The sequence below is a fragment of the Cecembia rubra genome (assembly GCF_003014575.1).
GTDB lineage: Bacteria > Bacteroidota > Bacteroidia > Cytophagales > Cyclobacteriaceae > Cecembia_A > Cecembia_A rubra.
This window is the reverse complement of record NZ_PYGF01000001.1, coordinates 112,293-136,860: the sequence shown is the minus strand read 5'-3', so window position 1 is coordinate 136,860 and position 24,568 is coordinate 112,293. Positions and strand designations below refer to the sequence as shown.

At 38.5% G+C, this 24,568-nt stretch carries 16 protein-coding genes; 4 read left to right on the top strand and 12 right to left on the bottom strand.

Going from position 1 to position 24,568, the window contains the following annotated elements:
• Positions 1 to 41: 41 nt before the first annotated feature.
• Genes cas5 through cas6 form a run of 5 tightly spaced genes read right to left on the bottom strand, consistent with a single transcriptional unit; the run spans position 42 to position 4,613 of the window.
• The gene (gene cas5, locus CLV48_RS00575; protein ID WP_211299872.1) at positions 42 to 824 is read right to left on the bottom strand and encodes a CRISPR-associated protein Cas5; all 783 of its coding nucleotides are present in this window, start codon (positions 822 to 824) and stop codon (positions 42 to 44) included.
• A 2-nt stretch (positions 825 to 826) separates the two neighbouring features.
• On the bottom strand, positions 827 to 1,768 hold the full coding sequence (locus tag CLV48_RS00570; RefSeq protein WP_106565304.1) for a type I CRISPR-associated protein Cas7: 942 nt from the start codon (positions 1,766 to 1,768) through the stop codon (positions 827 to 829).
• 12 nt (positions 1,769 to 1,780) lie between these two features.
• Entirely contained in the window at positions 1,781 to 3,610 is a 1,830-nt protein-coding gene (locus CLV48_RS00565) for a hypothetical protein (RefSeq protein WP_106565303.1), read from the bottom strand.
• 11 nt (positions 3,611 to 3,621) lie between these two features.
• The gene (locus CLV48_RS00560) at positions 3,622 to 3,822 is read right to left on the bottom strand and encodes a hypothetical protein (protein WP_106565302.1); all 201 of its coding nucleotides are present in this window, start codon (positions 3,820 to 3,822) and stop codon (positions 3,622 to 3,624) included.
• Entirely contained in the window at positions 3,819 to 4,613 is a 795-nt protein-coding gene (gene cas6 / locus CLV48_RS00555) for a CRISPR-associated endoribonuclease Cas6 (RefSeq protein ID WP_106565301.1), read from the bottom strand. The genes CLV48_RS00560 and cas6 overlap by 4 nt, the downstream gene beginning before the upstream one ends.
• 977 nt (positions 4,614 to 5,590) lie before the next feature.
• Between cas6 and CLV48_RS00550 the strand changes: the two genes are divergently transcribed.
• From CLV48_RS00550 to CLV48_RS00540, 3 genes are all read left to right on the top strand, one after another.
• Entirely contained in the window at positions 5,591 to 6,847 is a 1,257-nt protein-coding gene (locus CLV48_RS00550) for a S8 family peptidase (protein WP_211299871.1), read from the top strand.
• A 10-nt stretch (positions 6,848 to 6,857) separates the two neighbouring features.
• Complete coding sequence (locus CLV48_RS00545) at positions 6,858 to 7,091, top strand: hypothetical protein (RefSeq protein WP_106565300.1); 234 nt, start codon at positions 6,858 to 6,860, stop codon at positions 7,089 to 7,091.
• Positions 7,092 to 7,807: 716 nt separating this feature from the next.
• Positions 7,808 to 8,089 (top strand): hypothetical protein, encoded by a 282-nt coding sequence (locus CLV48_RS00540; protein WP_106565299.1) that lies wholly within the window; start codon positions 7,808 to 7,810, stop codon positions 8,087 to 8,089.
• A gap of 103 nt (positions 8,090 to 8,192) precedes the next feature.
• Here CLV48_RS00540 and CLV48_RS00535 read toward each other — a convergent pair whose 3' ends face one another.
• The 6 genes from CLV48_RS00535 to CLV48_RS00510 form a co-directional block, all read right to left on the bottom strand.
• Positions 8,193 to 9,350 (bottom strand): n-acyl-d-glucosamine 2-epimerase, encoded by a 1,158-nt coding sequence (locus tag CLV48_RS00535; protein ID WP_106565298.1) that lies wholly within the window; start codon positions 9,348 to 9,350, stop codon positions 8,193 to 8,195.
• Positions 9,347 to 10,888, bottom strand: coding sequence for a sialidase family protein (locus CLV48_RS00530; protein ID WP_106565297.1), 1,542 nt, complete (start codon positions 10,886 to 10,888; stop codon positions 9,347 to 9,349). Before CLV48_RS00530 ends, CLV48_RS00535 begins: the two co-directional genes overlap by 4 nt.
• Positions 10,889 to 10,943: 55 nt before the next feature.
• Complete coding sequence (locus CLV48_RS00525; RefSeq protein WP_245889439.1) at positions 10,944 to 13,658, bottom strand: sodium:solute symporter family protein; 2,715 nt, start codon at positions 13,656 to 13,658, stop codon at positions 10,944 to 10,946.
• Positions 13,659 to 13,690: 32 nt separating this feature from the next.
• The gene (locus CLV48_RS00520) at positions 13,691 to 14,617 is read right to left on the bottom strand and encodes a dihydrodipicolinate synthase family protein (RefSeq protein ID WP_106565296.1); all 927 of its coding nucleotides are present in this window, start codon (positions 14,615 to 14,617) and stop codon (positions 13,691 to 13,693) included.
• Positions 14,618 to 14,750: 133 nt separating this feature from the next.
• Positions 14,751 to 16,247: a RagB/SusD family nutrient uptake outer membrane protein gene (locus tag CLV48_RS00515; protein ID WP_106565295.1), complete on the bottom strand. Its 1,497-nt coding sequence runs from the start codon at positions 16,245 to 16,247 to the stop codon at positions 14,751 to 14,753.
• Between the two features lie 21 nt (positions 16,248 to 16,268).
• Positions 16,269 to 19,445: a SusC/RagA family TonB-linked outer membrane protein gene (locus CLV48_RS00510; protein WP_106565294.1), complete on the bottom strand. Its 3,177-nt coding sequence runs from the start codon at positions 19,443 to 19,445 to the stop codon at positions 16,269 to 16,271.
• Positions 19,446 to 19,721: 276 nt separating this feature from the next.
• Between CLV48_RS00510 and CLV48_RS00505 the strand changes: the two genes are divergently transcribed.
• Positions 19,722 to 23,948: a hybrid sensor histidine kinase/response regulator transcription factor gene (locus CLV48_RS00505; protein ID WP_245889438.1), complete on the top strand. Its 4,227-nt coding sequence runs from the start codon at positions 19,722 to 19,724 to the stop codon at positions 23,946 to 23,948.
• A 187-nt stretch (positions 23,949 to 24,135) separates the two neighbouring features.
• Here CLV48_RS00505 and CLV48_RS00500 read toward each other — a convergent pair whose 3' ends face one another.
• Positions 24,136 to 24,567 (bottom strand): VOC family protein, encoded by a 432-nt coding sequence (locus CLV48_RS00500; protein ID WP_106565293.1) that lies wholly within the window; start codon positions 24,565 to 24,567, stop codon positions 24,136 to 24,138.
• Position 24,568 lies beyond the last annotated feature (1 nt).

Sequence of the window (24,568 nt, the reverse complement as noted above, 5' to 3'; positions counted from 1 at the left end):
TGACTTTTAGCTCCAATATCAATTTTGAGAAAGATCGCATATCAGTTTAATTGAACCACCTCACTCGAATTAATCGAGTAGAGATTTTCGAGTTTGTAATCTGAAGCAAACTTCGCATTTGAGAATACAAATGAAGCCATTTCATATTGATATTCTTTACCTCTTTTGGTTTTAAATTCATGAAAACCAATGGGTAAGCGCTCAAAATAGAAAAATGCGTCATTAATTGCAGAGAGTTCTGATATCAAGCTGAAAGTTCCAGACTTTGCTTGGTTTTTTTGGCTTATATCACCTTCATGCTTACGAAAAAGTGATTTCACTTGAAATTCTCGATCAAAGCCAAAAGGTTTTAGGTCATATTCCTTGAAACTATCCTTATACCACCATACTGGAAATTCATTTTTCCCTAAATAGGGGATATACTCAGATTTACCGCTTTTAAGGTAGTCATATAGCGAATGATCGGATGGTAAAGAAATATAAACTCTATAGCAAGGCTTTATCAAAGTATTTTCATAGGCAATAAAATTCCCATCCCTATTTGCATAGCCTACGGTGTTGGTATATACTATGGTAGTTTTGGGGAAATTTCCTTTTTCAGCACCAATTGGCTCAATTCCTATTTTTAGGTCATGAAGTACTTGATAGTATTGGGGCAGTTCACCTCTTTTCTGATAGCCTTCCAATCCGAGGATAGCACCAAATATCCCAATAACAGCAGGTTTGTGGAGCATATTATAACTCATTGCTATCCCGTCATTGGTATCAGGCTTCCTTAAGAATCCAAAATCGGCATATAAATCTATAGAAACTAATTTTTCCATAATCAAAGATCTAGTTCAATAGAACCGTTGGGAAGGTTAATAACTGAGGTAGTCGCTTTATTGTAAAAAACCTCAATTTTTTCAATCTCTGATAGAATATGCTTTTGTTCTAATAAACCGGATAGGTCAGCTAAATCTATATCCCTTTTGTCATTATCTTTTACTTGAATCAACTCAGTAAAAGAAGGAAGTACCAGTTTAGAACCTTCTTTTAGTTCAACCCACACAAGCATCTCATTGTCGGTACCAGCTTTTGCGGAGGAATTGTAGTAAGTAGCTCCACATCTCAGTCCAAGTTTAAGTTTCTCAATATCATCCGTACTTAAATGATTTTCAGTACCCGAAAGCTGTGTAAGCATTTCAAGGTTTTTTGAATTAACCGATACACCATGTACATAATGACCTTCTCTAAGTTTTGACTGTGAACCCAGGGTAGTCATAGCAGAGTCTGCTTTGTCATCATTAGAATTTCTAAAAGGAGACATGATTTGTTCAGAATAAATCTCTCCCCTTACAAATTGATTAATGCCATGTGTAAATTGCACAGGTCCGTGCATGGATAGATTAGTAGCTCCAGCATAGGTTCCTCCAAAAAGCCTTACATCAAGACATTGGAGCAGGTTACCTAGCATTTTCCTTTTTACCGATGCATCTTTTTCTGCGCCTTTCCCTTCACCTTTAGGAATTTCTCCAAAATATTTCACATAGGTTTCATCTAGAGATCTTGGGTTAAGAGTGTCTTCCTTTAGCGTTTTATAATAGAAAATTTTTTCCCCACTCTCGTGCTGAAGATAATTTCTTACTAGATATTTCAAGGCTTTATCTGTTGCATATACACGGCCGTCAGGCAAAGTTCTTGGTTGATGGGTGAAATCAGCATTGTAATTGGAGTTGATGCTTTTTATTACGGCAGCTCCGTAGGCTCTTTTATTAAACTTGCTCATAATTTTACATTTTTAGTTTTGTGATTCAGTTTTTTTAGTGTAGAAAATATTTGGACAGAAATAGCCTGCCAATAATAAGGGTCTTAATACTTGCAACCCTGTTTCTGGAATGTACCCCAAAATCTCAGAAGATAACTTGTTAAATCTTTTCTGGTCAAATCCAATGGCATGCTTATACCTCATTAAGGTATTGGCAATTGCTTCATTAAAATGTGAATGATTCGTTTTTTGCAGGAAGGGCTCAAGCACAGCATGTGTCCTTTCACCAGCCTCACTTTTTGATAATAAATAATAAATTAATTGCCCTGCCCCAAAAGCATATTGGTCATCTGTTTGAATATGGGCATCTACATCATCTAGTGTTTTTGCCAGTTGATGCTTTAAATCTTCTATCTTACTTGGCATGATTTGAGTTGTTTTATTAGTGTCAAAATATTGATACAGACTAAAGTATAAATTTAGCTTAGCCTTGATTGAATAGTCTTTGTTTTCCTTGAGGTCATCCATAATACCTGTCATGCAGATATCTTCGAATTGTACTCTGCCAATCCCATTGCGCATGGATTTGTAGATGAAATCGTATATGGGTTTTCTGTATTTTAAAATTAAAGTGTAAAGGGCAGGACGATAATACTTTGCATCAATATCATCAAAGTATCTCATAGAGACTTCATTTTTCTTCTCATCCACCTTGACCAACGAGTTATTGAAAAGCTGCCGAATTACCACCCGCTCAAAGTCAAAAACTGAGTGCAACTCAATGGTCGATTGCATCGACTTGTTTTTATCTTTTATTTCCGTTACATTTTCAACCTTCCAAGGCTTATTGCTACCATCAGTTTCTTTTTCTTTATTGAGGTGGTAATTAAACTTGGAAACAAAATCAAAATCTTTGATTGCCCCTCCTGCAAAATAAATTAGATAGTAGTTACCAAGGTCTCCCTTTCTCTTCCATAGTTCGGAAATGATTTCTCTATGATTAGGCTTAATGTTTTCATCACGGTGGAAAATATTAATGGCATCCTGAGTTAATTCTGGTTCATCAATAAATATAGGTAATGGATTAGGTAACAACCTTTTGTTGGCATAAAGTTGGAACTCCGTAAGTGCTTTGGCTTCTTGGTTACTTATTCTACAGGTGATATCGAAAGCTGCAGTTTGATGTGTCAAAAAAGGTTTTTTACTATTAAATCCATTATAAAAATTACTTGTACCCAATATCTGTCCTTCTACTTCAATATTGAACTCAGAAGTATTGAAAAGACCGTCAGCAATATATAGTTCTTTAAATTCAATGTACTTTCCAATTGGTTCATCTTTGTAAAAAACTATATAATCACTAGCATCCAGCTCCTTATATGCTGGTAGTTTATTTATAATTTCATCTAACTGCTTTTGTAGGAAATTTTTGAACTGTATAGCCTTTTGTCTCTCTGCATCATCCAGATTAAACTTTTCATCGAATGTTTTAGCAAAGTACCCTTCCAAGCGCTCTAAAACATTAGGTTTCGAACTATCAGTTGGGTATTTCTCACCACCAATCCAAGATTCTCTTTTAAATGCTACACAAAAAGGGCTAGCAGAGTGAATGCCTTTGGCAGGTAAGTCAAAACACTTATTAGTATCTATCATCCACGCTGCTTCCTGCTTTCTAGTACATTCCTTTAAGAATTGCGATGTTTCACCGTGCTTTTTCCCTAGGTAGCGTTCACTACCAAGAATATCAGCATTACCTTCCTGATCAAATTTTATGAGAATATGAAGACCTGCCTTGGGCTCAAGCGCACGTTCTTTAATTACATCTGGAACAGTATCTATGAATTGTGTTAGTTCTTTAATCATAAGGATATAGATTAATTAAGAGCCTCGTCAAAAGCTCCACATTCAAAATTTTCTTCATTTCTTTGGTCGTACCTTGTCATCATACAAAGTGTATTTTCGATTTTATCCGATGTATCATTGTTTTTGCATAGCAAGCAAAGACTCGGCTTCTTCACTGTCATTGGGTCAATTTTATTGCCCTCATCATCAAAAAATCCATTTAACTCCATCATATTCCACCTCCTCTCACCTCAACACAGCCAAATCCCTGACTACCCAGATGCCCAAAACCGGCATGGTAGCCTATTTCGTGCAGTTCTACCGGGGCACTGAGTTCAAACTCATACATATAGCCAATCAATTGGGTGGCTTGAGGGGTATGCTGCTTTATTCGCACGCCTTTTTTGTACACCTTGCTCAAAACCTGAATGGATGCATCGGGTAATTCTTCTGGCAAAGGCATAGTGTCAACAGCCAGAGCCAAAGCCTGCGCTTTACTGCTAAGGTTATTTATTAGTAATCTTAGATAGTCTGCATGCTCAGGATGTAGGTAATTTTCGCCTCCATCTGCCCTCTTTTCCTTTAAAAGGAAAGGAGAAAGACAGCGGTAAATCATCTTTTCTTTAAAAACCGGTGGCGCACATGCCTCTATACTGCTGACTTCATAGTCCACTTGGGAGATTTTATCCCCCAAACCAAAAGCTTGTTTGATAAAAAGACCTTTGATAAACTCTTCCGCAGCCTTATCGATCAAAAAACTGATATAGAAATAGGCATAATCACCATGGTGTTCAATTCGCTGCTCATTTGGATAGACTTGGAATCTGTCAAACTTAAGGTGGGAAAATGTAAAAAATTTGAAGCCTTTCCCTCCAATTAGATAACCTTGCCCATGTAGAAATTTTGCAAAATCACTGTCCGCCTGATGGATGATTTTATAAACAACTGAGGACAACTCATATTGATAATTGATAGGAAGAAAATTCCGGCTTCCTGTTTTGAAAAGATTGATTTTGAACCTCATAACAATATGTTTTAGGCAATCTATATTTTATGAATTAGGAAATCAAATAATTGACACCAATTGTCAAAATTTCTGCAATTGATTATGATTTGTAATTTTTAAAAAATATGTTAGAAGGACAATCCCCTGTACAGGTGATTTTTTTCCAAATTCAAACTAACTACCTTAAAGAGGAAAAAACTTTAGTTCCTTTTAGGGCCGAATTATTCAAAAACCCTAATAAACTAATGAGTTTAAGAGTTTCTCAAAATTTCTTTTCTCAAAAAGCTTCCTAGTATCTACCTAGTCAACATAAGGGCTTAGTAGATTATTTGTCGATTGGAATTAAGTAAAAGGATTAAGGCTAATAAAATTTCATATATTTTCAGGAGATAAATGAATATTTGCAATTAGAGCCTGGTAATTAACACCGCCTGCAAGATTGATATATCAATGACCAAATCTTCTGAATTTTATTTTTTTATTTTTCGATGAAGTTCAGAATTGGTCCAAATTAATTTTTTCAATAAATTTTTCTTTTGGATAAGAATAAACTTTTGAAAGATTAATCTAATGCTGATAATGAATTAAAAAATACCCGTCAAAAAAATTATTTACCGAATAAGTTTTCCAGTCTTGAATAAAAATCAATAAAAGTCCTCCTCAAATACATTTCAAGGGCAGGCATATGGTTTTAGTCCTATAAAAGACAACATGCACCAAAAAAAATAACATTATAACTTCCAGAATAATTTATTCAGTTTATAAACCACTAATTTCCGAGAAAAGCCTGCCATGGGTGATTTAAAATTAATTTGGATACCATTTCTTGGCCCATACTCGTTCATAGAAGTACATAAGTTATTTTAGCCTTTAGTTAATAAATTATGATTTAGGCTCAAAGAATGGAATAATCACATGGAAACCTGACCTAAGCTATATTGAAAAAATTGACCCCGTAAAAAAGTAAAGTGCTCTAACTTTCAAAACTCAAAGTCATGAAAAGGCCCATACTAGGAAAGCAGACTTTTCTCAAAGAAAACAACAATAATGTACAGTCATTTGAAAAATTCATGAAGGAAGTTTATGAGAGTCAAAATGATGAAAAGCCATTATATACTGGGAGGTACCTGATTTGTCTGACTGAAGGTAAGACTTTTGAAAATGTCAAAAAATTATTTGAATCAAAATTGGGATTCAAAATTGCAAATTCAACTGATTTCAAAAACGAAGAAATAACAGAAGCGAAAATAAAAGATGCTGATGCATTTATTTACGAGGAACTTGGAGTCGCCTTAGTGAGTGGAGAAGGTGAGCAAATCAGATTATTGGAATCAACATCAAATGGTTTCATTCTAGAACCCGAAAAAATCGTGTATATACCAGATGATGCACCTGCATCATTAAATTCTCCCTCAACTTGGGGCATTAATGTAACAAATGTCATTAATTCCAAATACACCGGGAAAAATGTCAAAGTTGCTGTTTTGGATACGGGACTTGATTTAAGCCATCCTGATTTCAATAATAGAAATATTTTTTCCTGCTCTTTTGTTCCAAATGAAGCAGTTCAAGACCTCCATGGACATGGAACCCATTGTATAGGGACTGCCTGTGGAGATATAGACAATAACAATCTGAGGTATGGAGTGGCAAAAGATGCTATCATTTATGTTGGAAAGGTGCTCAACAATCAGGGAAGCGGTGCACAATCCTGGATATTAAATGCAATGACTTGGGCTGTCAACAATGGCTGTAAAGTAATTTCCATGTCATTGGGTTCCCGTGTTTTTCCAGGACAATCCTATGATTTGGCTTATGAAAGAGCTGCACAGTTTGCACTCTCCAACGGAACTGTGGTGGTTGCCGCTGCAGGAAATGATAGCAGGAGATCATTGAATCAGTTCCGTCCTGTAAGTAGCCCTGCAGACTGTCCATCCATCCTTGCTGTTGCAGCACTAGATTTAAATTTAAATGTGGCTGATTTTTCAAATCGTTCGATTAACCCAAGTGGCCAAATTGATATTGCTTCTGCAGGAGTAATGGTATATTCGTCTTGGACAATGCCTACAAGATATCGGACAATTTCAGGGACCAGTATGGCAACGCCCCATGTTGCAGGAATTGTGGCTTTACTCTGGGAAAAATATCCCAATGCGACTGCTTATCAAATATCAAATGAATTAAAGAACATCGCAAGAAGGTTACCTCTACAAAGCATTGACGTTGGTGTGGGCTTGTCTATTGCACCATAAATTGTTAACTATGAAAAAGAATTTAATAATTACGCTTTCTGAAGAATACATTGGCCAGAGAGAAAAAATAGCCAAGATGCTTAGCAACGAAGGGTTGGACATAGTTGATATTTATGAATTTGGTGTCATTACAGGTACCATTGACGAAAAAAAAATCGAAACTATCAAAAAGCATAAGGAGATTGCGTCCCTTTCAGAGGTATCAAATATCAAAATACCCCCTCCTGAGAGTGAAATACAATAACTGACCTGTTCAGCTGAGCTATATAAGATTATATCAGCCCGGATGCAGGCCTACTTTGCAATTCTTTTTCGAAAATTTCTTTCCTTTCAGCATAATCTGGAATAAATCAAATTGTATTACATAGGTATAACCCAAATATCTCCTTTAACCTGACATCAATTTTGCTTTTTCATCTTCAACAATTGATTAGACATTGGGCTAAGTATGAATTTCTCTGACCATTTATCATGATTTAGCCAGCATTTGTTATGCATGTGAGTTAATAAGCAGATCTGCTTAAAGTAAGAATAAACGGGTATTCCATAGGATGTACCAGAAAACTTATCAAAAAGTAAATCCATAATATAAATTTAGCCGATTGGTCAAAATACATTCATTATTCAAGATTCCGTTCTCAGAAAGTTCTAAATCTTATTTGTTACAGTTTTTAACCGCCTTATTACATACAAACAGTTTTTCAGGCCAGAATCAAAAATTCAAATAAAACTTATCATCAAATTGGTATTATTAAATCACATTGTAATGGAAATAAACATTTCAACAATAGCAACTGGAGGAAAAACCTTAGAAACTTTAAAGAACCAACCCAGTAAGTGGCAAGCGCAATAGTTCTTACTCCACCGGCCAGTGGTAATTTGTTCTAATCAATTATGGAATAAAAAAGTCAGGTAAAAGCAAAATTGAAATGACCATTAACCTTTAATGAAAATTTAATTATGAAACCGGAATTCAAGGAGATTGATAAAGAGTTTGTAGGTGAGTTAAGCTTTCCAGATCAGGATGTTCTCTATACTGAAAAGAAAAAAATCCAAAGGCAAATTGAATTAGAAAGAGCAATGTCATTAGGTAATTTGGAGCAAGTGAAAGTAAAGATTTTCTTTGAAGATTTTAGTAATAAATTTTTTATCAATACCACTATCTGGGCTGTTACAGATGAAAGTGTCCTTATAAAAAAAGGCCTTGTGATTCCAATAAAAAGGATTTATAATGTCCAATAAATTTTATCCTGATTTTCCACCTAACTTCCAATAAAGCAAAGGTGATCCAAATCATCTTTTCAGACTTAGGTTCCTATGTAGAAAGAATTAAGGATCGCTTGATCTAATCACAGCTATCCAAAGTTCTCCATACTTGAAACATCCCTCTTGGAACATGAAAACATCCTTTCCATTTGCCACCTTTGAGCTGCAACAGGACCTCTCCCCTCCTATTCAGGTAACCATACCACTCCCCAAATTCAGGATCTGCAAAATGCTTCCAGCTATAATTGTGAACTTTTTCAAACCAATCCATACAGGCAGCGTCTCCTGTCATCTGATACGCTTTGGCCAGGGCAACAAGTGTTTCAAGGTGGACCCACCAGAGTTTCTGATCCCATTCCAATTGCTGCGGTGGATGGCCTTTTCTATCGAGAAAATAAAATATCCCTCCAAATTCCTTGTCCCATCCGTAATCCAATAAATTCAGGGTAACGTCCTTAGCCAGAGTAGCTAAAGCTTTGTCTCCCCGTCTCTTTGCGATATCCATCATAAACCACATGGCTTCTATCCCATGTCCGGGATTGATCAGCCTGCCTTCGAAACTGTCACTCAGACTGCCGTCTTCCAGCAGGTTTTCGTAGACCATCAGGCTCTCTCTGTCCAAAAACACCTCCATTACTTCCTTGACACAGGCATCAATGGTTTTTTCCACCAAGCTTTTTTCCAGCAGAGGCTCGAGTTCCAGACAAAGATTGCTCAATATCATCGGAAGGCTGAAGCCTTTCAGAGTCCGGGTATCGGAAATGATTTTGGAATACTTACCCTTTGGGTTATGCTGCCTTTCGAGGATATTGTTGAATGTGCTTACTGCCAAATCCAAACTTTCCTGATCTCCGGAAGCCTGACCATACTGACTGAAGGCCATGGCCGCAAAGCAATCTGAAAATATATTGTAAGGCTTTACCAGAGGAGATCCTTTTCTATCTAAAGAAAAATAGAAATTCCCCTCCTCATCCATCCCATGTTTTTTCAGGAAATCTATACCCAAACGCGAACTTTCCAACCAGGCAGGATTCTTTTCCACCTTGTTGTACAACATGGCAAAGGTCCAGGCCTGTCTGCCCTGCAGCCACACAAACTTATCCGTGTCAAAGACTTTCCCTTCTCTATCAAGGCAGGTAAAGTACCCTCCATATTCCCTATCCAGCGAATGCTTTTCCCAAAAAGGTACCACATCATTCAAAAGGGCATCTCTGTATATTCTTGCGTATTGGTTCATTTTTGCTTCAAAACATCATCCAAATCCACTATTTGAAAAGTAATATTGGCCACACTGCTTTCATAAAGAATCCCTACCTCTTTTTCATTGATCATGGTCAGGCAGGAATAGCCCCAGCCCTGTCCTTCATCCAACAGCAGCTGCATGCCTTCCGGCCAGGTATTGCCTTCATCCTTGCTTGCTTTGATGGTCATATTGACCCTTCTTTTTTCATGTGCAGGATTGGAGAATAGCAGCATTTGGTCTATGTAAGGATTATCAATGATGCTGGCCATACATACAGGCTCTATCAAATCTCTTCTGGAAGTAGCATGTTCTGTCCAGGTTTTCCCAAAATCATTGGTAACTGCAACAGCTCGTGAACCTCCACGGTTGTCCCGCATATTGAGCATTAAAGTACCGTCAGCAAGCTCGACCACCTGGGCCTCCGTAGTATTGGATCTTGCTCCTGTACCTACAGACCAGGTCTTGCCTTTATCTTTGCTGTAAATAATGGTACTGTGAGGCATATTATTTTCGTCCTTGTATTGTGCCGGAAAAACCAAGGTGCCATCCTGCATGGTAATGCCTTTACCCGGGCCGTTGAAAAATAGGTGCCATTTAGGGTCTTTCATCTGTTGGGTGATGTTGACGGGCTCAGACCAGGTAAGACCATCATCTTCAGACTTGACGAGCATAAACTGACCGGTCTCCTCTGGCTTCATACCCTGTTCAGATGAATTCCAGGCCATTTTCCCGGGCTTGCCATGCAACCATAAAGCAGCAACCCAGATATGGCCAGTTTCATGGTCTACCAAAATGGCCGGATCACCTATACCGTTCTGATCTTCAGGCAGGCCTCCCCATTCACCCATATCCATGATTACTTTCATGGGCTCCCAAGTTCTTCCACCATCCGTGCTTCTGCTAAGTCCCACATCTATATCCCCCTGCAAGTCCACAGAGCTTTTTCTTCTGATATCATACACAGCCAACATAGTTCCCTTTGGGGTAGTAACCAGTCCAGGTATCCTGTAAGAATGTACGCCTTCAAAACCGTAACTTCTCAAGGCTGTAGCAAGTCTGTAGGCAGGAACTTGTTTGGTGCTGTTTATAGCAATCTTCTTTTTATCCAGCATTATACTATCTACCGAAATAGTGACCTTGTCCTTCAGGTCATGTGCGGAATTGGCCTTGACATGAACTTCCAAGAATTGTGTTCCGGAAGGTAAGTCCTCAAACTCTAAAGTAGTCTTGCCTTTGACCTTAGCCGTTTTGGCCAGCACTTGCGTTTCTTTTTCTCCGACTCTCGCTACAAGCTTTACGCTGTCCATCGCTTGATTCCCAACAATTGTCAAAGTCAATTGACCTTTGTCAGCAGGGGTATTTTCTTCCAGTAGAATACTCCCCACATGGCTGAACCCTCCCTGAAGGAGCGGCACATAGCGGGGTTCGTAAGAGAGAGCCTTTCCACTTTCCAGTTTCTGAGACTGGCAAGAGATGCTGAGCATCATGCCTATGATCATCGTCAACAATCCAAATGCCTTATGCTTTTTCATATTTCCTTTATTTCTATATATTTCTACTTATTTCCACTTATTTCAATTGTATTGATCATTTCCCTCTATAAGCCATCACACCTTCAAACTCCTTTTCTTCCTTTCCTTTTTTTAGAGAATGAATCGTCAATCCTTCTAAGCTTTTGCCTTTAGGTTTCTGATAAAGCATGCTGAAAAGATAGGTAAACAACATCGCACTTACCAATCCTGTGAATGCATACATATGAATGCTGAGTGCGGTTTGATATTTGACTAAAATCTGCACAATTGCACTTGACAAAAAACCCAATATAGCACCTTGGCCATTTGCTGATCTTGATAGAATGCCTATTAGGAAAATTCCACCCAGTCCACCTGCAAACAATCCTATAAGCATGTTGAACTGATCCCACAAGGAAGGAATGCCCATTTTTGCCATCATTAAAGCTAATATTGTTCCTCCCAACCCAACAACAATGGTTGTCCATCTGGCAAACCCAAGCTGCTTTCCTTCTTTTTCTTGTTTTGGAAACCAGCGCTTATAAAAGTCTGTTGTGATCACTGTAGCTACAGAATTCATACTGCTATCAAGACTTGACATGGCTGCCGCAAAAACAGCAGCAATCAATAATCCTGAAACGCCTTGCGGTAATTGGGTAATGATATACCAAGGAAAAATACTGTCTGTATTTTGAATGACGGGAGAAAGATCTTCTGGCCGCTGTAGATAGAAGAGGTACAAAGCAGTGCCAATGGCAAAGAAAATCAGGGCAGAGGGCAATGCCAACCAGGCACCTGTTACAATGCCCCTTGCTGCAGTTTTTTCGTCCTTTGTAGTAAGGTATCGTTGGATTACAGTCTGGTCACTCCCATACTGTACCAAGTTGGAAGCCAACCCTCCAATCAACACTACCCAAATTGCTGTACCAGAAAAATCAAATGAAGTATCAAAAACTTTCATTTTTCCTGAATTCCAAGCCTGTTTTTGAAAAGTGGCCCAGTCCATGTCCATTGAATACAACATCAAAACCAAAGAAACCAATGCTCCACCCAAAAGGACTAAGACCTGAACCACATCTGTCCATATAACTGCCTCAATCCCACCAAGGACAGTATAAAGGATACTAAGGACTCCCATGATCAATATACAAAGCTCCACACTCATACCTGTGACCACAGATAGAGCCAATGAAGGCAATAACAGAACAATTCCCAACCTACCGAACTGTAAGGTTACATAAATAAGACTTCCAATATTCCTGACAGTCCTATTAAATCTTAGTTCCAGGTACTCATATGCTGTCGTCAAATTAAGGCGTCTAAAAAAGGGCAAAAACCAAGCAATTATGACAGGTGAAATCATTATTATGGTCATCAAAAGGAAGAAAAGTGTCCAGTCAGTGGAGAATGTTTTAGCAGGTATTGCCATAAAGGTTATGGCACTGAGCTGGGTGCCAAAAACACTGATTCCGGCTGCCCACCAAGGCACTCTTCCACCAGCCTTGAAAAAGTCAGCAACATTATGTTGCTTTTTGGAAATAAAAAAGCCCATAATCACCAGTATAGTAAGGTAACCTCCAAGCACAATGTAATTGAGGGTGCCGAACCTTTGATGGTTTTGTATAGAAAGGGTTTGAATAGCTGAGCTTCTTACTCCGGGCGATGTTTCTCCTGAAACCAAAAGGATATCACTTCCCAAATTGACGACATTAAAATCCGCAGGGGCAGGAAATGGAAGTTCCTCTAATACTGTCCAGGCTTTGGTAACCGTATGGAATGCGAGTACTTGATTTTGGAAACCCTGATGCGAATTGATGATTCGGTCCCTTTCCAACAAAAGGGAGTCTCTTTCGGAAAATCCAAGGCTATCCCTAGATAGCAAAACGGCAATTTCTTCCAATGAATTGAAAGGCAATTCCTCCACTCCTCCAAATAGTAGAATATGTCCAGAACCCACTGCTGTGCCTGCAAAGGCTGATAATGGCAATACATTACCCGCTCCATCCTCTATATTTCCAATTTTCTCCCACTTGTTCTTTCTTGTGTCAAACCTGTATACATCACTTAATACCTCACTGATGCCACCAGGCGTTTTCCTCCTTCCTCCAAAAAAATATAGATTTTCATATTCACCTCCAGTCTGAACCAACAAAAGGGCATGAGAGCGCTCCGGCCCTGGCCACGTAGGTAAGCTTTCCCATTTCAATTCACTGCCTTTCAAATCAAGCACAAAAAAATCCCCAGAAGTTTCATCAGAAATTCCTCCGGCAAGGTAGACTTTCCCATTGTAATAGGTTGCTGCTGCATGAGATATGGCCTTTGGTAAATCAGGTAATCTCTCTATGAAAATTTCCTTTTTGTCACTGATCCAAGAAAGGCGAAGAACATCCTTTTGGGGTCCATCTTCATTCTCTCCGCCTAATACGATCACACCCTCTTCTGTAGATACTACTGCGCCATAGGCCAAATTCTTTGGTAATCTTACTTTTTGGTGGTTCCATTTATATCCATCCTTATCTTTTTGGAGTATTTCAATAACATCCCACCATTTTTTTTGCCCACCTTCCCAAGGAAGCTTCTCAGGGAAATTTGCGCCTCCCGCCAAAATCACCACATCATTATGGATTCCGGCGTACATTCCCGCATACCCAAGTGAATGGTCTGATCCTTCTATTGGTGGCAGATTTAATGGAACACCCCAATAAAGCAATGAATTATCACTTGAATTCTGACCAAAAATCCGGGTCGAAAAATACAGCAATAACAAAAAGAACAACAATAGGTTTTTCACAGGTTTAATTTTGGCTAATTGAGGAAATTATTTTATTGGATAGTGTTTCTTATAGCGTATTCGAAAAATTTGAGCAGATTAAGTTCACTCAAAAGGCTGACTTCATCTTTTTCACTTAAAATTTTGATTGGTGGTCTAAAAGATCCACAATCCAGGCCACAGAGTTTCATAATGGCTTTTCCTGTAGCACTGCCCCCATATTTTCCATATAAAGACACAAAATCAATTGATTTTTCCTGGTAACTGAGGGCAGCTGTAAAATCCCCCTTCTGATAAGCATCTATAATTTTATGGTAAAGAGGTGCGGCAAAATTGTAAGTACTTCCTACTGCTCCTTTTGCTCCCATGGTCAATCCCGCCAAAAAGGTTTCATCCCACCCCCAAAGGATATCAAACTTCCCTTCTCCAAATCGCAAACAGCGGTTAAAATCCATAAGGTCATTATGGGTATACTTAATTCCAGCAAAATTTGGGATCCTTCCTTCAGCTTTTTCCAATAACTCCAACATAGAAAGGTAAGCATTGGTCAAAAGTGGTATATGGTAATAATATAAGGCCAAATTTGGTGCGGCTTCACCTATTGGATCTATAAAATCCAATAAAGCATCGATATTTGAGGGTTTAAAATAATAAGGAGCATTCATTGAAATGCCATAAAGACCAAGTTCGGATGAAAGCTTAGCCAAAGCTATGGCTTCTTTTTGGCTCGTTCCGGAGACCATACTGATTACCTTAAAATCCTGGCTTGAATAAGGGGCCCAACTCTCAAGTACTTTACATTTTTCTTTAAAAGTAAGGGCGGCTCCTTCTCCTGTTGTTCCACAGATAAATGCACCCACTACCTTGTGCTTTTTGATAATGCTGTAATATTCCGGAATTATACCAAGCTGAAGTGCCCCATCTTTGTCAAATGGTGTAAATGTAGCAGCAATCAACCCTTCTATTTTTTCAAATTTCATATTATTGTAGATAAAGGACTGCAATTGATGGTATTGCTATTAATTCATAAGAAGTACAATACTTGTGAGGTATTCAGTATATGGAGAAAAGTGGCCGGATTTACCGGCCCCTTTCTAAACAACTATTACCCAATCAATTCCCATAGCCGGGATTTTGTACTATTTTAGAATTTAAACTAATCGTTGAAAGTGAAATTGGCCATAAAAGCAGATGCCTCTGACCCGCTCTTCCCCTTAGAGATGGCACTAGTTCAAAAGCTTTGTCGAACCTTACTAAATCCCACCACCTTTTTCCTTCAAATGCAAATTCTCTGAGTCTTTCCTGAAGAATTGCCTCGTCATTTTGCTCTTTTGTTCCGTTTACAAATCTGAATTCCTCAAAATGTTCTTTATAAGCACGCTGCCTGATGAGGTTTATTTCCGGACTTGGATCCTGGCCTAAAGCATTCTTGGCTTCTGCTTTCAATAACAATACATCTGCAAACCTATAAATCACGATATCATCAATAAACCTTCTACCTGAAGGATCTAAGAATCCCCTATACTTCATTACAACAGAGCCGTAATAGGTTTGAATACCATTGGCATTCGGAATAGTAATCTCCACAAACGTTGCATCCTTCCTGCTGTCTTTGCTATCAAACTGGCTTCTGAGGGTTTGAGATGGAGCCCACCTATTGAGTCCCCCACCTTGGCCAAGTTTTGCTTTGACAGCGGGTGAGGCAGCAGGTGGAATTTCATCGTCACGGATATACATGTTTGCATTGTAATTGGCACCGGCTTCCAGATCCAAATATCTTACTGCAAATATGATTTCACTATTTCCCTTATTATTGTAGCGGAAAATGTTATCAAAATTGCTCTGTAGAGAAAGTCCACTGCCTTCTTGGGCTTCATTGAGTGCTGTCAGTGCAGTAGAAAAATCAGTTTGTCCACCGCCCATTACCTTACCGGTCCAGAGGTAAACTTCTGCTTTTAATACATTGGCGGCAGGTTTTGACCAAAAGGCCTTTCCCGTGGCAAGTGCATTATTAGGATACAATTGTATTGCCCTATCAAGATCTTCTTTGACCTGCGATAGGACTTCTTCCACTGTTGCTCTTGGCCTATAGGTCAATTCTGCATTATATCCCTCTGTAGGGTCAGTAATAAGTGGAACTCCCCCCCAGGTCTTGGCCATAGTAAAATAAAGAAAGGCCCTCATGGTGTATGCTTGAGCCAACATCCGGTTTTTATTGGCTGCATTACTGAAAGTGATATTGGGTACATATTTGATGATAAGGTTTGCATCATGCACCACAGTATACATCCTTAACCAAACTGGCCCTGAGAATGTGGGATCAAGATCATTTAGAAAATATCTTTCCAAACCTTCGGAACCTTGAAGACCATAATTCAAGGTTTCACTCCTACCCTCTCCCCAAATGAAAAGGTTAGTATTGGCCTGTTCTCTGAACCTTACATACATCCCGCTCAAAGCCCCAATGGCATTGTCTTCGTTGACCCAGAAACCTGCTGCAGTAATGGTGCTGATCGGTTCCACTTCCAGCATGTCTGTACAGGAATTACCTGTCAGTAAACCCATTGCCAAAACAAAATGGAAGAAAATTCTGTATTTTAAATTTTTCATGATTTTCTTGCTTTAATTTTTTTAGAATGACACATTGATCCCTAGCAAGTAGCTCCTTGGAATTGGATATCTACCTGAATCCGTACCCCCCAATTCAGGGTTTAAACCAGTGTATTTGGTAAAATAATAAAGGTTGGATCCGGTGAAATGGGCCCGAAGAGACGGTAACCTTAGAGGTCTTAAAATGCTTTGTGGGAAATTATAGCTGAGTGTAACCTCCCTTAAGGCCAGGTAATCCCCCTTCTCATGGAAGAAAGAACTTCCTCGGAAAGAGTTGTTTTGTGCCAATTGATCTGCCCACATAAATCTTGGAAAATCTGTAATATCTCCCTGATTTTGCCAAGATTTGGTAGTTTCTTTTAAAATTCCGATATCCCCTTGATATTGGCCATTGAACCTTGCCCTGGTTTCATGGTAAATCGTATGCCCCAAAGCAAAATCAGTTCTTACTGTAAGGCTAAGTCTTTTGTAATTCAGAATATTGGTAAACCCACCTGTCCATTTGGGGAACATATTGCCAACCCTGATTCTGTCCCGGCTATCAATTGTATCATTCTTATCCAGATCTGCCCAAATAACATCCCCTCCAAACTTTGACTTATTATTGCCCGGAACCAATAAATCCAATGGTCCGTTAGCCGCAGCTTCATCAGTTGGATATACACCCAAATGCTGGTATGCAAACATTTCTCCCAATCTGCCTCCTTCCTGAAGACCTCCAAGCCATTCATATCTACCCGTCCTTGGATTAAATACAAACACACCTCCTATCCTGTTATTTTCGTTAGCATTATCAGGCAGCCTCACTATAGTGTTGATATTATAAGCCGCATTGGCACTTACTGACCAGTTAAAATTGTTTTTCTGCATCAGCGTCGCACCGATTTCTACTTCAAAGCCTTCATTTCTGAATGCTCCAAGATTGGTTAGAATTGACGAAAAACCTGTTGATTGGGGAAGTTGAAGATCTGTCAGCAGGTCATCTGTTAACCTGTTATAAAATTCTGCGGTCAGGTTGATCTTATTATTGAACAAGCCCATATCAAATCCTGCATTAAATGTTTTGGATCTTTCCCATCTTAAATCCTGATTCGCCATTCTATTGTTAAGGATGGCTGCCCTATCATTGTACCTTTCACCGACAGCGTACAGACCTTGGGCATGGAAATCGGTAAGATTGCCCACATTTCCATTGACACCATAACTTACCCTTGCCTTAAATGAAGAAATCTGTGATGGTACATTTGACCAGAAATCTTCCTTATGGATATTCCAGCCCGCAGATACACCAGGGAAAATTCCCCAATAATTATTCTTCCCAAGATTGGAAGCTCCATCCACTCTGGCAGATGCAGAGAAAAGGTACTTTTGATCAAAGTCATAATTAAACCTTCCAAAGTATCCTAGAATTCTCAGCTGTGTGTGGGAGGAAGAAACAGCCGTAGGCTCCGCAGAGGCATTCAATGTAGGAATTAGATCAGAAGCAGCCCCTCTGCCTGAAGCTGAGGCTACATAGCTGACTCTATCAAAATATGAGCCCCCGATTTTTGTCTGAAAATTGTGAAATCCTATGGACTTTTTATGGGTAAAAACACCATCAAACTGCTTTTGCCAAAATAATGAATTTGAAGCAGAAGCCGGTCTATTGTCTATGAATTGGGTAGGTGTATTGAAATAAGACTTCAGGAAAGAATTACTTGTAGATTGTACCAAGAACAAAGAACCTATTGGTTCAAATGTAAGGCCCGGTAAAATTTCCCAATTTGCCCCTGCCAATAAGGTCAGTCTATTGGTGGCATTCAAAGCATCTGATCTCCCCAAATGATAGACTGGATTTCCCATGGAACGGTTTTGGCCCGGTGCCAAGCTTCCATCTTCATACCTGAATTTGGCGGTTGGAGGCAAACCTAATGCCCTTTGGAAGATTTCATTCTCATTAAACACTTGCGTGTTAGATGAATTGGTGAAATTTACCCTTCCATAAACCGACAATTTCTTGTTGACTTCAATATCACCGTTCATCCGCACAGTAAATCTCTTGAAATCTGTGTTGATCGCTACCCCTTGATTGTCAAGGTATCCAAGTCCCATATCGAACCTGGCTTTTTCAGAACCGCCGGAAATCTGAATATTATGGTTATGCGTTACTGCCTGTCTAAACAAGATAGACTGCCAATCCACCTCATCAAAGATAATGGTTTTAGTAGGGTCAGCTGGGTCAATCATGGATTGCCAACCTTCATTTAGCTTATGCTCATTTTCCGGGCTTAAATACTGAGGAGTGAAAGCCGTATTATTGAGCAGGTTATTACCTACACCAAAACCATTTGCCTGATTTAGCCTGAACAATTGACCTGAGGTTTTCTCAGAAAGTCTCAAAATCCCCATTCTGTTGAAGTAGATATAATCCCTAGCTGAAGCCATTTCATATTGGTTCCATTGTTCTGAAACCCCGGCAGTATATCTGTAATTAACTAATGTCTTACCTGCTTTTCCAGTCTTTGTAGTAATAATCACGACACCATTTGATCCCCTGGCGCCATAAATGGCTGTAGCAGCAGCATCTTTGAGCACCTGAAATGTTTCAATATCATCAGGGTTTAAATCATTCATATTATTACGGATCACCCCATCGATGATGTAGAGTGGCTGAGCCCCATCAGGATTATTTATAGAGGTTCCCCCCCTAACAATAACTCTTGGGGCAGCACCGGGCTGACCAGAGGTAGTCTGTACCCGCACCCCTGCCACAGTACCCTGAAGAGCTGATGCAGCATTGGCAAAAGGAACATTTTCCAAAACTCTTTTATCCACCTTGGATACTGCTGAGGTCAATGTTTCCCTGGACTGTTCACCAAAACCAATAACCAGTACCTCATTGAGGGTCTGAGAGTCCAACCTTAAAGCAACATTCAGCAAGGTTTGGTTGGAAAGAACCACCTCGTGAACAGAGTAGCCTATAAAACTAAATCTTAACCTATCCCCCTGATTTGCAGTCAGGCTATAGTTTCCATCTATATCAGTCGCAGTACCTTTATTGGTCCCCATTACCAATATATTTACACCGGGGATTGATTCCCCTGTATTCTCATCTGTTACCTTTCCCGATATCTGGATCGGCTGTTGGGCTTGGACCATAATGGAGAAGCTCAACAATAAGGACAGAATCAACCAAGCTATTGGGTCGAATTTCTTCATAATGTTTATGTTAGGTTTATAGATAATTGTATTTAAAAGCACATACAGTCTTAGAGCTACATGAGCATCTAAACCTGGGACATACTCTTGTCACAAATCTCAAAACTGTTTGATAATCAACGGTATAATAAAAATCCAAAATGAGGACCACATCTGTCCATGAGGTAAAAAATTGTCCGTAAATTGGGATAAAATCATCCAAAATTTCGATTTAAAAAGATTTTGCATTACCCACTTACTTATATCAATTAATTTTGACACGCAAGATTAAAATCAGTGAAAAAATTGCCCGCTTATAAAATATCCAAAAATCATCCTTGCATTAGGGAACTTTACCTATTGCTATTTACACTCCTGACTATTTCCACCATTCAAGCCCAGGAAATGCCAGGAGAATCAGTATTTAAATTTAGCCATTACAGTTCCAAAGACGGACTTCCCCAAAATTCGGTATTGGCCATCACCCAGGATTATATGGGTTTTCTTTGGATGGGAACTGATGATGGTCTGAGCAGATTTGACGGATATGGATTTAGAAATTTCAGGCACAATCCCCAAAACCCTAACAGTATCAACAATAACGTGATCAGAGCTATAGTGCAGGATCCAAACGGTTTTTTGTGGATCGGGACTGAAGGAGGAGGAATAAATGTTTTAGACCCGACAACAGAAAATTTCCAAAGGTTCAATTTTCATGATCCAAATAAGAATGATCTTTTGATCAATAAAGTTTCAAGTATCTTTTTGGACCGAAGTAACAGACTTTGGATTGGCACTCAAGGCGATGGTCTAATTCAGGTCAATGGTTTTGAGGATTTGAAATATTCAAATCTTGAAGATTATCTCAACCAACTAAACACAGAATTTTTCAATACAAAAAACTCAAGTTTTACAGATAATAAAATCTGGACAGTAACTGAAGACCGGAAGGGAAATATTTATATCGGCACATTAGATGGAGGTGCTTACTTTATACCCCTTGGCACTGGAAAACCTGAAAGAATTTCTTTTTTTATTCAAAAAGGGATTTCTTCCATAAAGGCATTTTATGAAGACAGTTATGGGGTTTTGTGGGTCGGTACAGAAAAAAATGGCGTTTGGAAAAAAGACAAGGGAAAAGATTATTATGAACCATTCAATTTAAGACACTTTTATCAAAATGGTTTTAGTCCCAAACTTAATATCACAGATTTTGAGCAGGACCAATATGGAAATATCTGGATAGGCACTTTAGGCAATGGACTTTTTATTTATGATCCGATAAATGAATCTTTGAAACAGTACAGCGATGATCCTGTTGATCCCTACAGTATTAAGGGTAATTCAGTATATTCCATTTTCAAAGATCGGTCCCATCAAATTTGGCTTGGAATGTATTCCGGGGAAGGCCTTAATAAAACCAATACAAGCCAACAGTATTTTGAACATTACCGCTTTGACCCCCGATCGGAAAAAGGACTATCTGGAAGAATGGTTAAATCCATTTTAATGGACAAAGACAATAATCTTTGGGTAGGAATTTTTAATGGTGGTCTGAACTTGCTTCAAAATGGACAAAAACAATTCCAGTATTTCACAACAAAAAACGGGCGATTATCCCATGATAATGTTCAGGTGATATTCCAGGCCAAAGACAACAAAATATGGATCGGAACAGATGGAGGTGGTATTAATATATTTGAGCCCAAGTCTGGAAAAGTCAGTTATTTGATTCATGATGGTCAAAAAAACAGTTTGAGCAAAAACGAAGTCTGGGCTATCACTGAAGATTCAAATGGTAATATATGGATAGGTACAGCCAATGGTGGCGGTCTTAACAAGTATAACCCAAAAACTGGAGTTTTTACACATTTCCTTTCTGGAACTAATTTAGCGAATACCCCAAGTTTCAATGATATCAGATCATTATTAATTGATAGTAAAAACAACCTTTGGATAGGAACATATGGTGGTGGCCTCAATAAAATGAACCTTGACACTGGTGAGTTTGAATATTACCAGAGTAATAATTCACAAAAAAACATCAGTCACGACATTATTACATGCATCCTCGAAGATAGGAATGGCTTTATTTGGGCGGGAACTTTTGGAGGTGGCTTGAATAAAATTAATCCTCTATCTCATCAAACAGTGGTTTACAGAGAAAAAGACAGATTACCCAGTGATGTTATAAAAGGAATTCTGGAAGATGGTGATGGTCAATTATGGATCAGTACCTTAAATGGTCTGGCAGCATTCAACCTAAAATCAGAAGTTTTCAAAAACTACAGAGAAGAAGATGGCCTTCAATCTGATGAATTCAACCTTGGAAGTGCTTTTAAGGACAATCAGGGAAGGCTTTATTTTGGAGGAACCAACGGAATGAATGCATTTTATCCTGAAAAAATATCTGCCTATACTAGCCCCAAATCACCTGTATTTACAAAATTAAAGGTGCTGAATAAGGAAATATCCCCACAAGACATAGTATTGGACAAAGTTATCTTACAAAAGCAGATTGCATATCAAGACAAGATCAATTTGGATTACGACCACAACAGTCTGGAAATCGAATTTGCTTCATTGGAATTTAACCTTCAAAATAAAATCCAATATGCCTATCAACTTGAAGGATATGACCATGACTGGGTAATTACTGATTCTAAAAGAAGATTTGCCAATTATGCCAATCTAAAGCCAGGTCATTATACCTTTAAGGTAAAAGCCTTTATAGAACAAATCCAACATGCTGGCCCTGAAAGCCATTTGGCCCTGATTGTTTCGCCTCCTTGGTACAGCACCAATTTGGCATATACCCTTTATGGGCTTTTATCCTTACTTTTAGCTTTTGGCATCAAAGAGCTAATGGTCTGGAGAATCAAACTGAAAAATGACCTTAGGTTTGAAAGACTGGAAAAAGAAAAACAGGAGGAAATCAATCAGTTAAAACTGAAATTCTTTACAAATATCTCTCATGAACTTCGTACACCTTTAATGTTGATCAAAGCTCCACTAGACCAACTTAAAAAACAAAAATTTGCCGGACTGGTAAACAAGCAAATAGAATCAATTGATACTAATACGAACAGACTTCTTCGGCTTATCAATCAATTATTGGACTTTAGGAAACAGGAAACCGGACATCTGAAACTTATTATTAAACATGTGCCTTTAAATTCATTTCTAACGGGAATTTATGAATCATTCTTAAGTTTTGCTGAACAAAAAAATATAGATTTTAAAATTTCTTTTGAAAAGGATTTGCCTTATGCACTTTGGTTTGACCCCGAACAAATGGAAAAAGTATTTTTCAATCTCATCTTCAACGCCTTTAAATTCACACCAAATAATGGCAAAATAGAGGTTCGGGTAGGTAATGATTTAGAATCAGACAGGGTATTCTTCGAAATTCATGATAATGGTTGGGGTATTAAACCAGAAAATCTGGAACTTATTTTCGATAGGTTTTTCCAAGCAAACCCCGAAGGCGAATTCTTTCAGGCAGGAACAGGAATTGGCCTAGCTCTTTCAAAAAACCTTGTTGAACTTCATCATGGTCAGATTAAAGTCACTAGTATTCCTAAAGAAAAGACCATATTTACTGTTTATCTAAAAAATGGATTTAATCATTTTGATAAGGCCCAACTGGCACAAGGAAGTCAATTAAAATCGGAAGAATATTACACGTCCACTATTGATCACATTGATATTCAAAATGAAGATGAGTCCCTGGAAATTGTCAAGGAACAACATCCAAATTCAAGCCACTTTGACAAAAAACTACTGATTGTCGAGGATAATCCAGATTTGCTGGAAATGCTTAAAAATTCATTAAGGGAACATTTCGAAATTATCACGGCACGGGATGGAAATGCCGGAATGATCAAAGCACTTGAGCATAAACCTGATTTTATAATTTCGGATGTGATGATGCCAAAAACAGATGGAATAACACTCTGCAGAAATATCAAAGGAAATATAGAAACAAGTCATATCCCTGTAATATTACTGACAGCTAAAGGTTCTCACATCAACCAACTGGAAGGCTATGAGTCTGGCGCGGATGATTATATAACCAAACCTTTCCCTATTGATCTACTGATCTTAAAAATTAAAAATATCCTAGAAGGAAGGCTGAAATTTCAAAAGCAATTTAAATTAATTCCCAACCTGGAGCCTTCAAAAATTAAAATCACTTCAGAAGATGAGAAATTCCTTAGCCGAGCAATTGAAAATGTTGAAAAGCATATCGACAATCCTGATTTTCATGTAAACGATCTTGTAAAAGAGCTGGGAATGAGCCGGACCTTGGTATTTGAAAAATTTAAAGCGCTTATCGGCCAAAGTCCAAATGATTTCATTCAGACTATTAGACTTAAGAGGGCAGCTCAGTTGATATTGGAAAGCGATTTTAAAATTTCTGAAATAGGTTACATGGTAGGATTCAACAACCCGAAATACTTCAGTAAGTGCTTTTCAAAACAGTTTGGAACAGCACCGTCCAAATATAAGAAACCCCATTAAGCCTCAAATACCGGGACAATCAAATCAATGAAATGATAATATTTATTCAATAGAAAAAAACTTGCCTATCAAACTGCCTCTGAAGGGGCTTTTTGAAGGCAAATTAAGATAATCTAAGAAATCCGGAACTCGAACTTAAAACCATTAGCCAATTCAATAAGTCCAGAAATTCTATTGCATTCCCTCGTCACAAAGGACAATGGAACATCCACTGTACACCAAACTTATCTGTGCAGCTTCCATAATATTCCCCCCAGAACATTTCATTGAGATCCATGCTGACAACACCCTCATTGGAAAGCTCACGGAAGAAGTATTCGGTCTCTTTTTTAGAGTCAAGGTGCAGACTGATGTGGACATTATTGCCTTGAACCAACTGAAAACCCATAGATTCGGGAGCGTCAGTACCCATCAACAAATGTCCTCCCACAATAGGTAAAGTAATATTCATAATCAAATCTTTGTCCTCATCCGCTATAGGTGGAGCTCCCTCTTCAGAAGGCATATCCGAAAACCTATAGACACCACCAATAAATTCAGTTCCAAAAACTTTTTTATAAAAGTTAAAGGCCGATTCAGTTTCTCTTTTGAAATTCAGATAGGTACTTACACTTGCCATA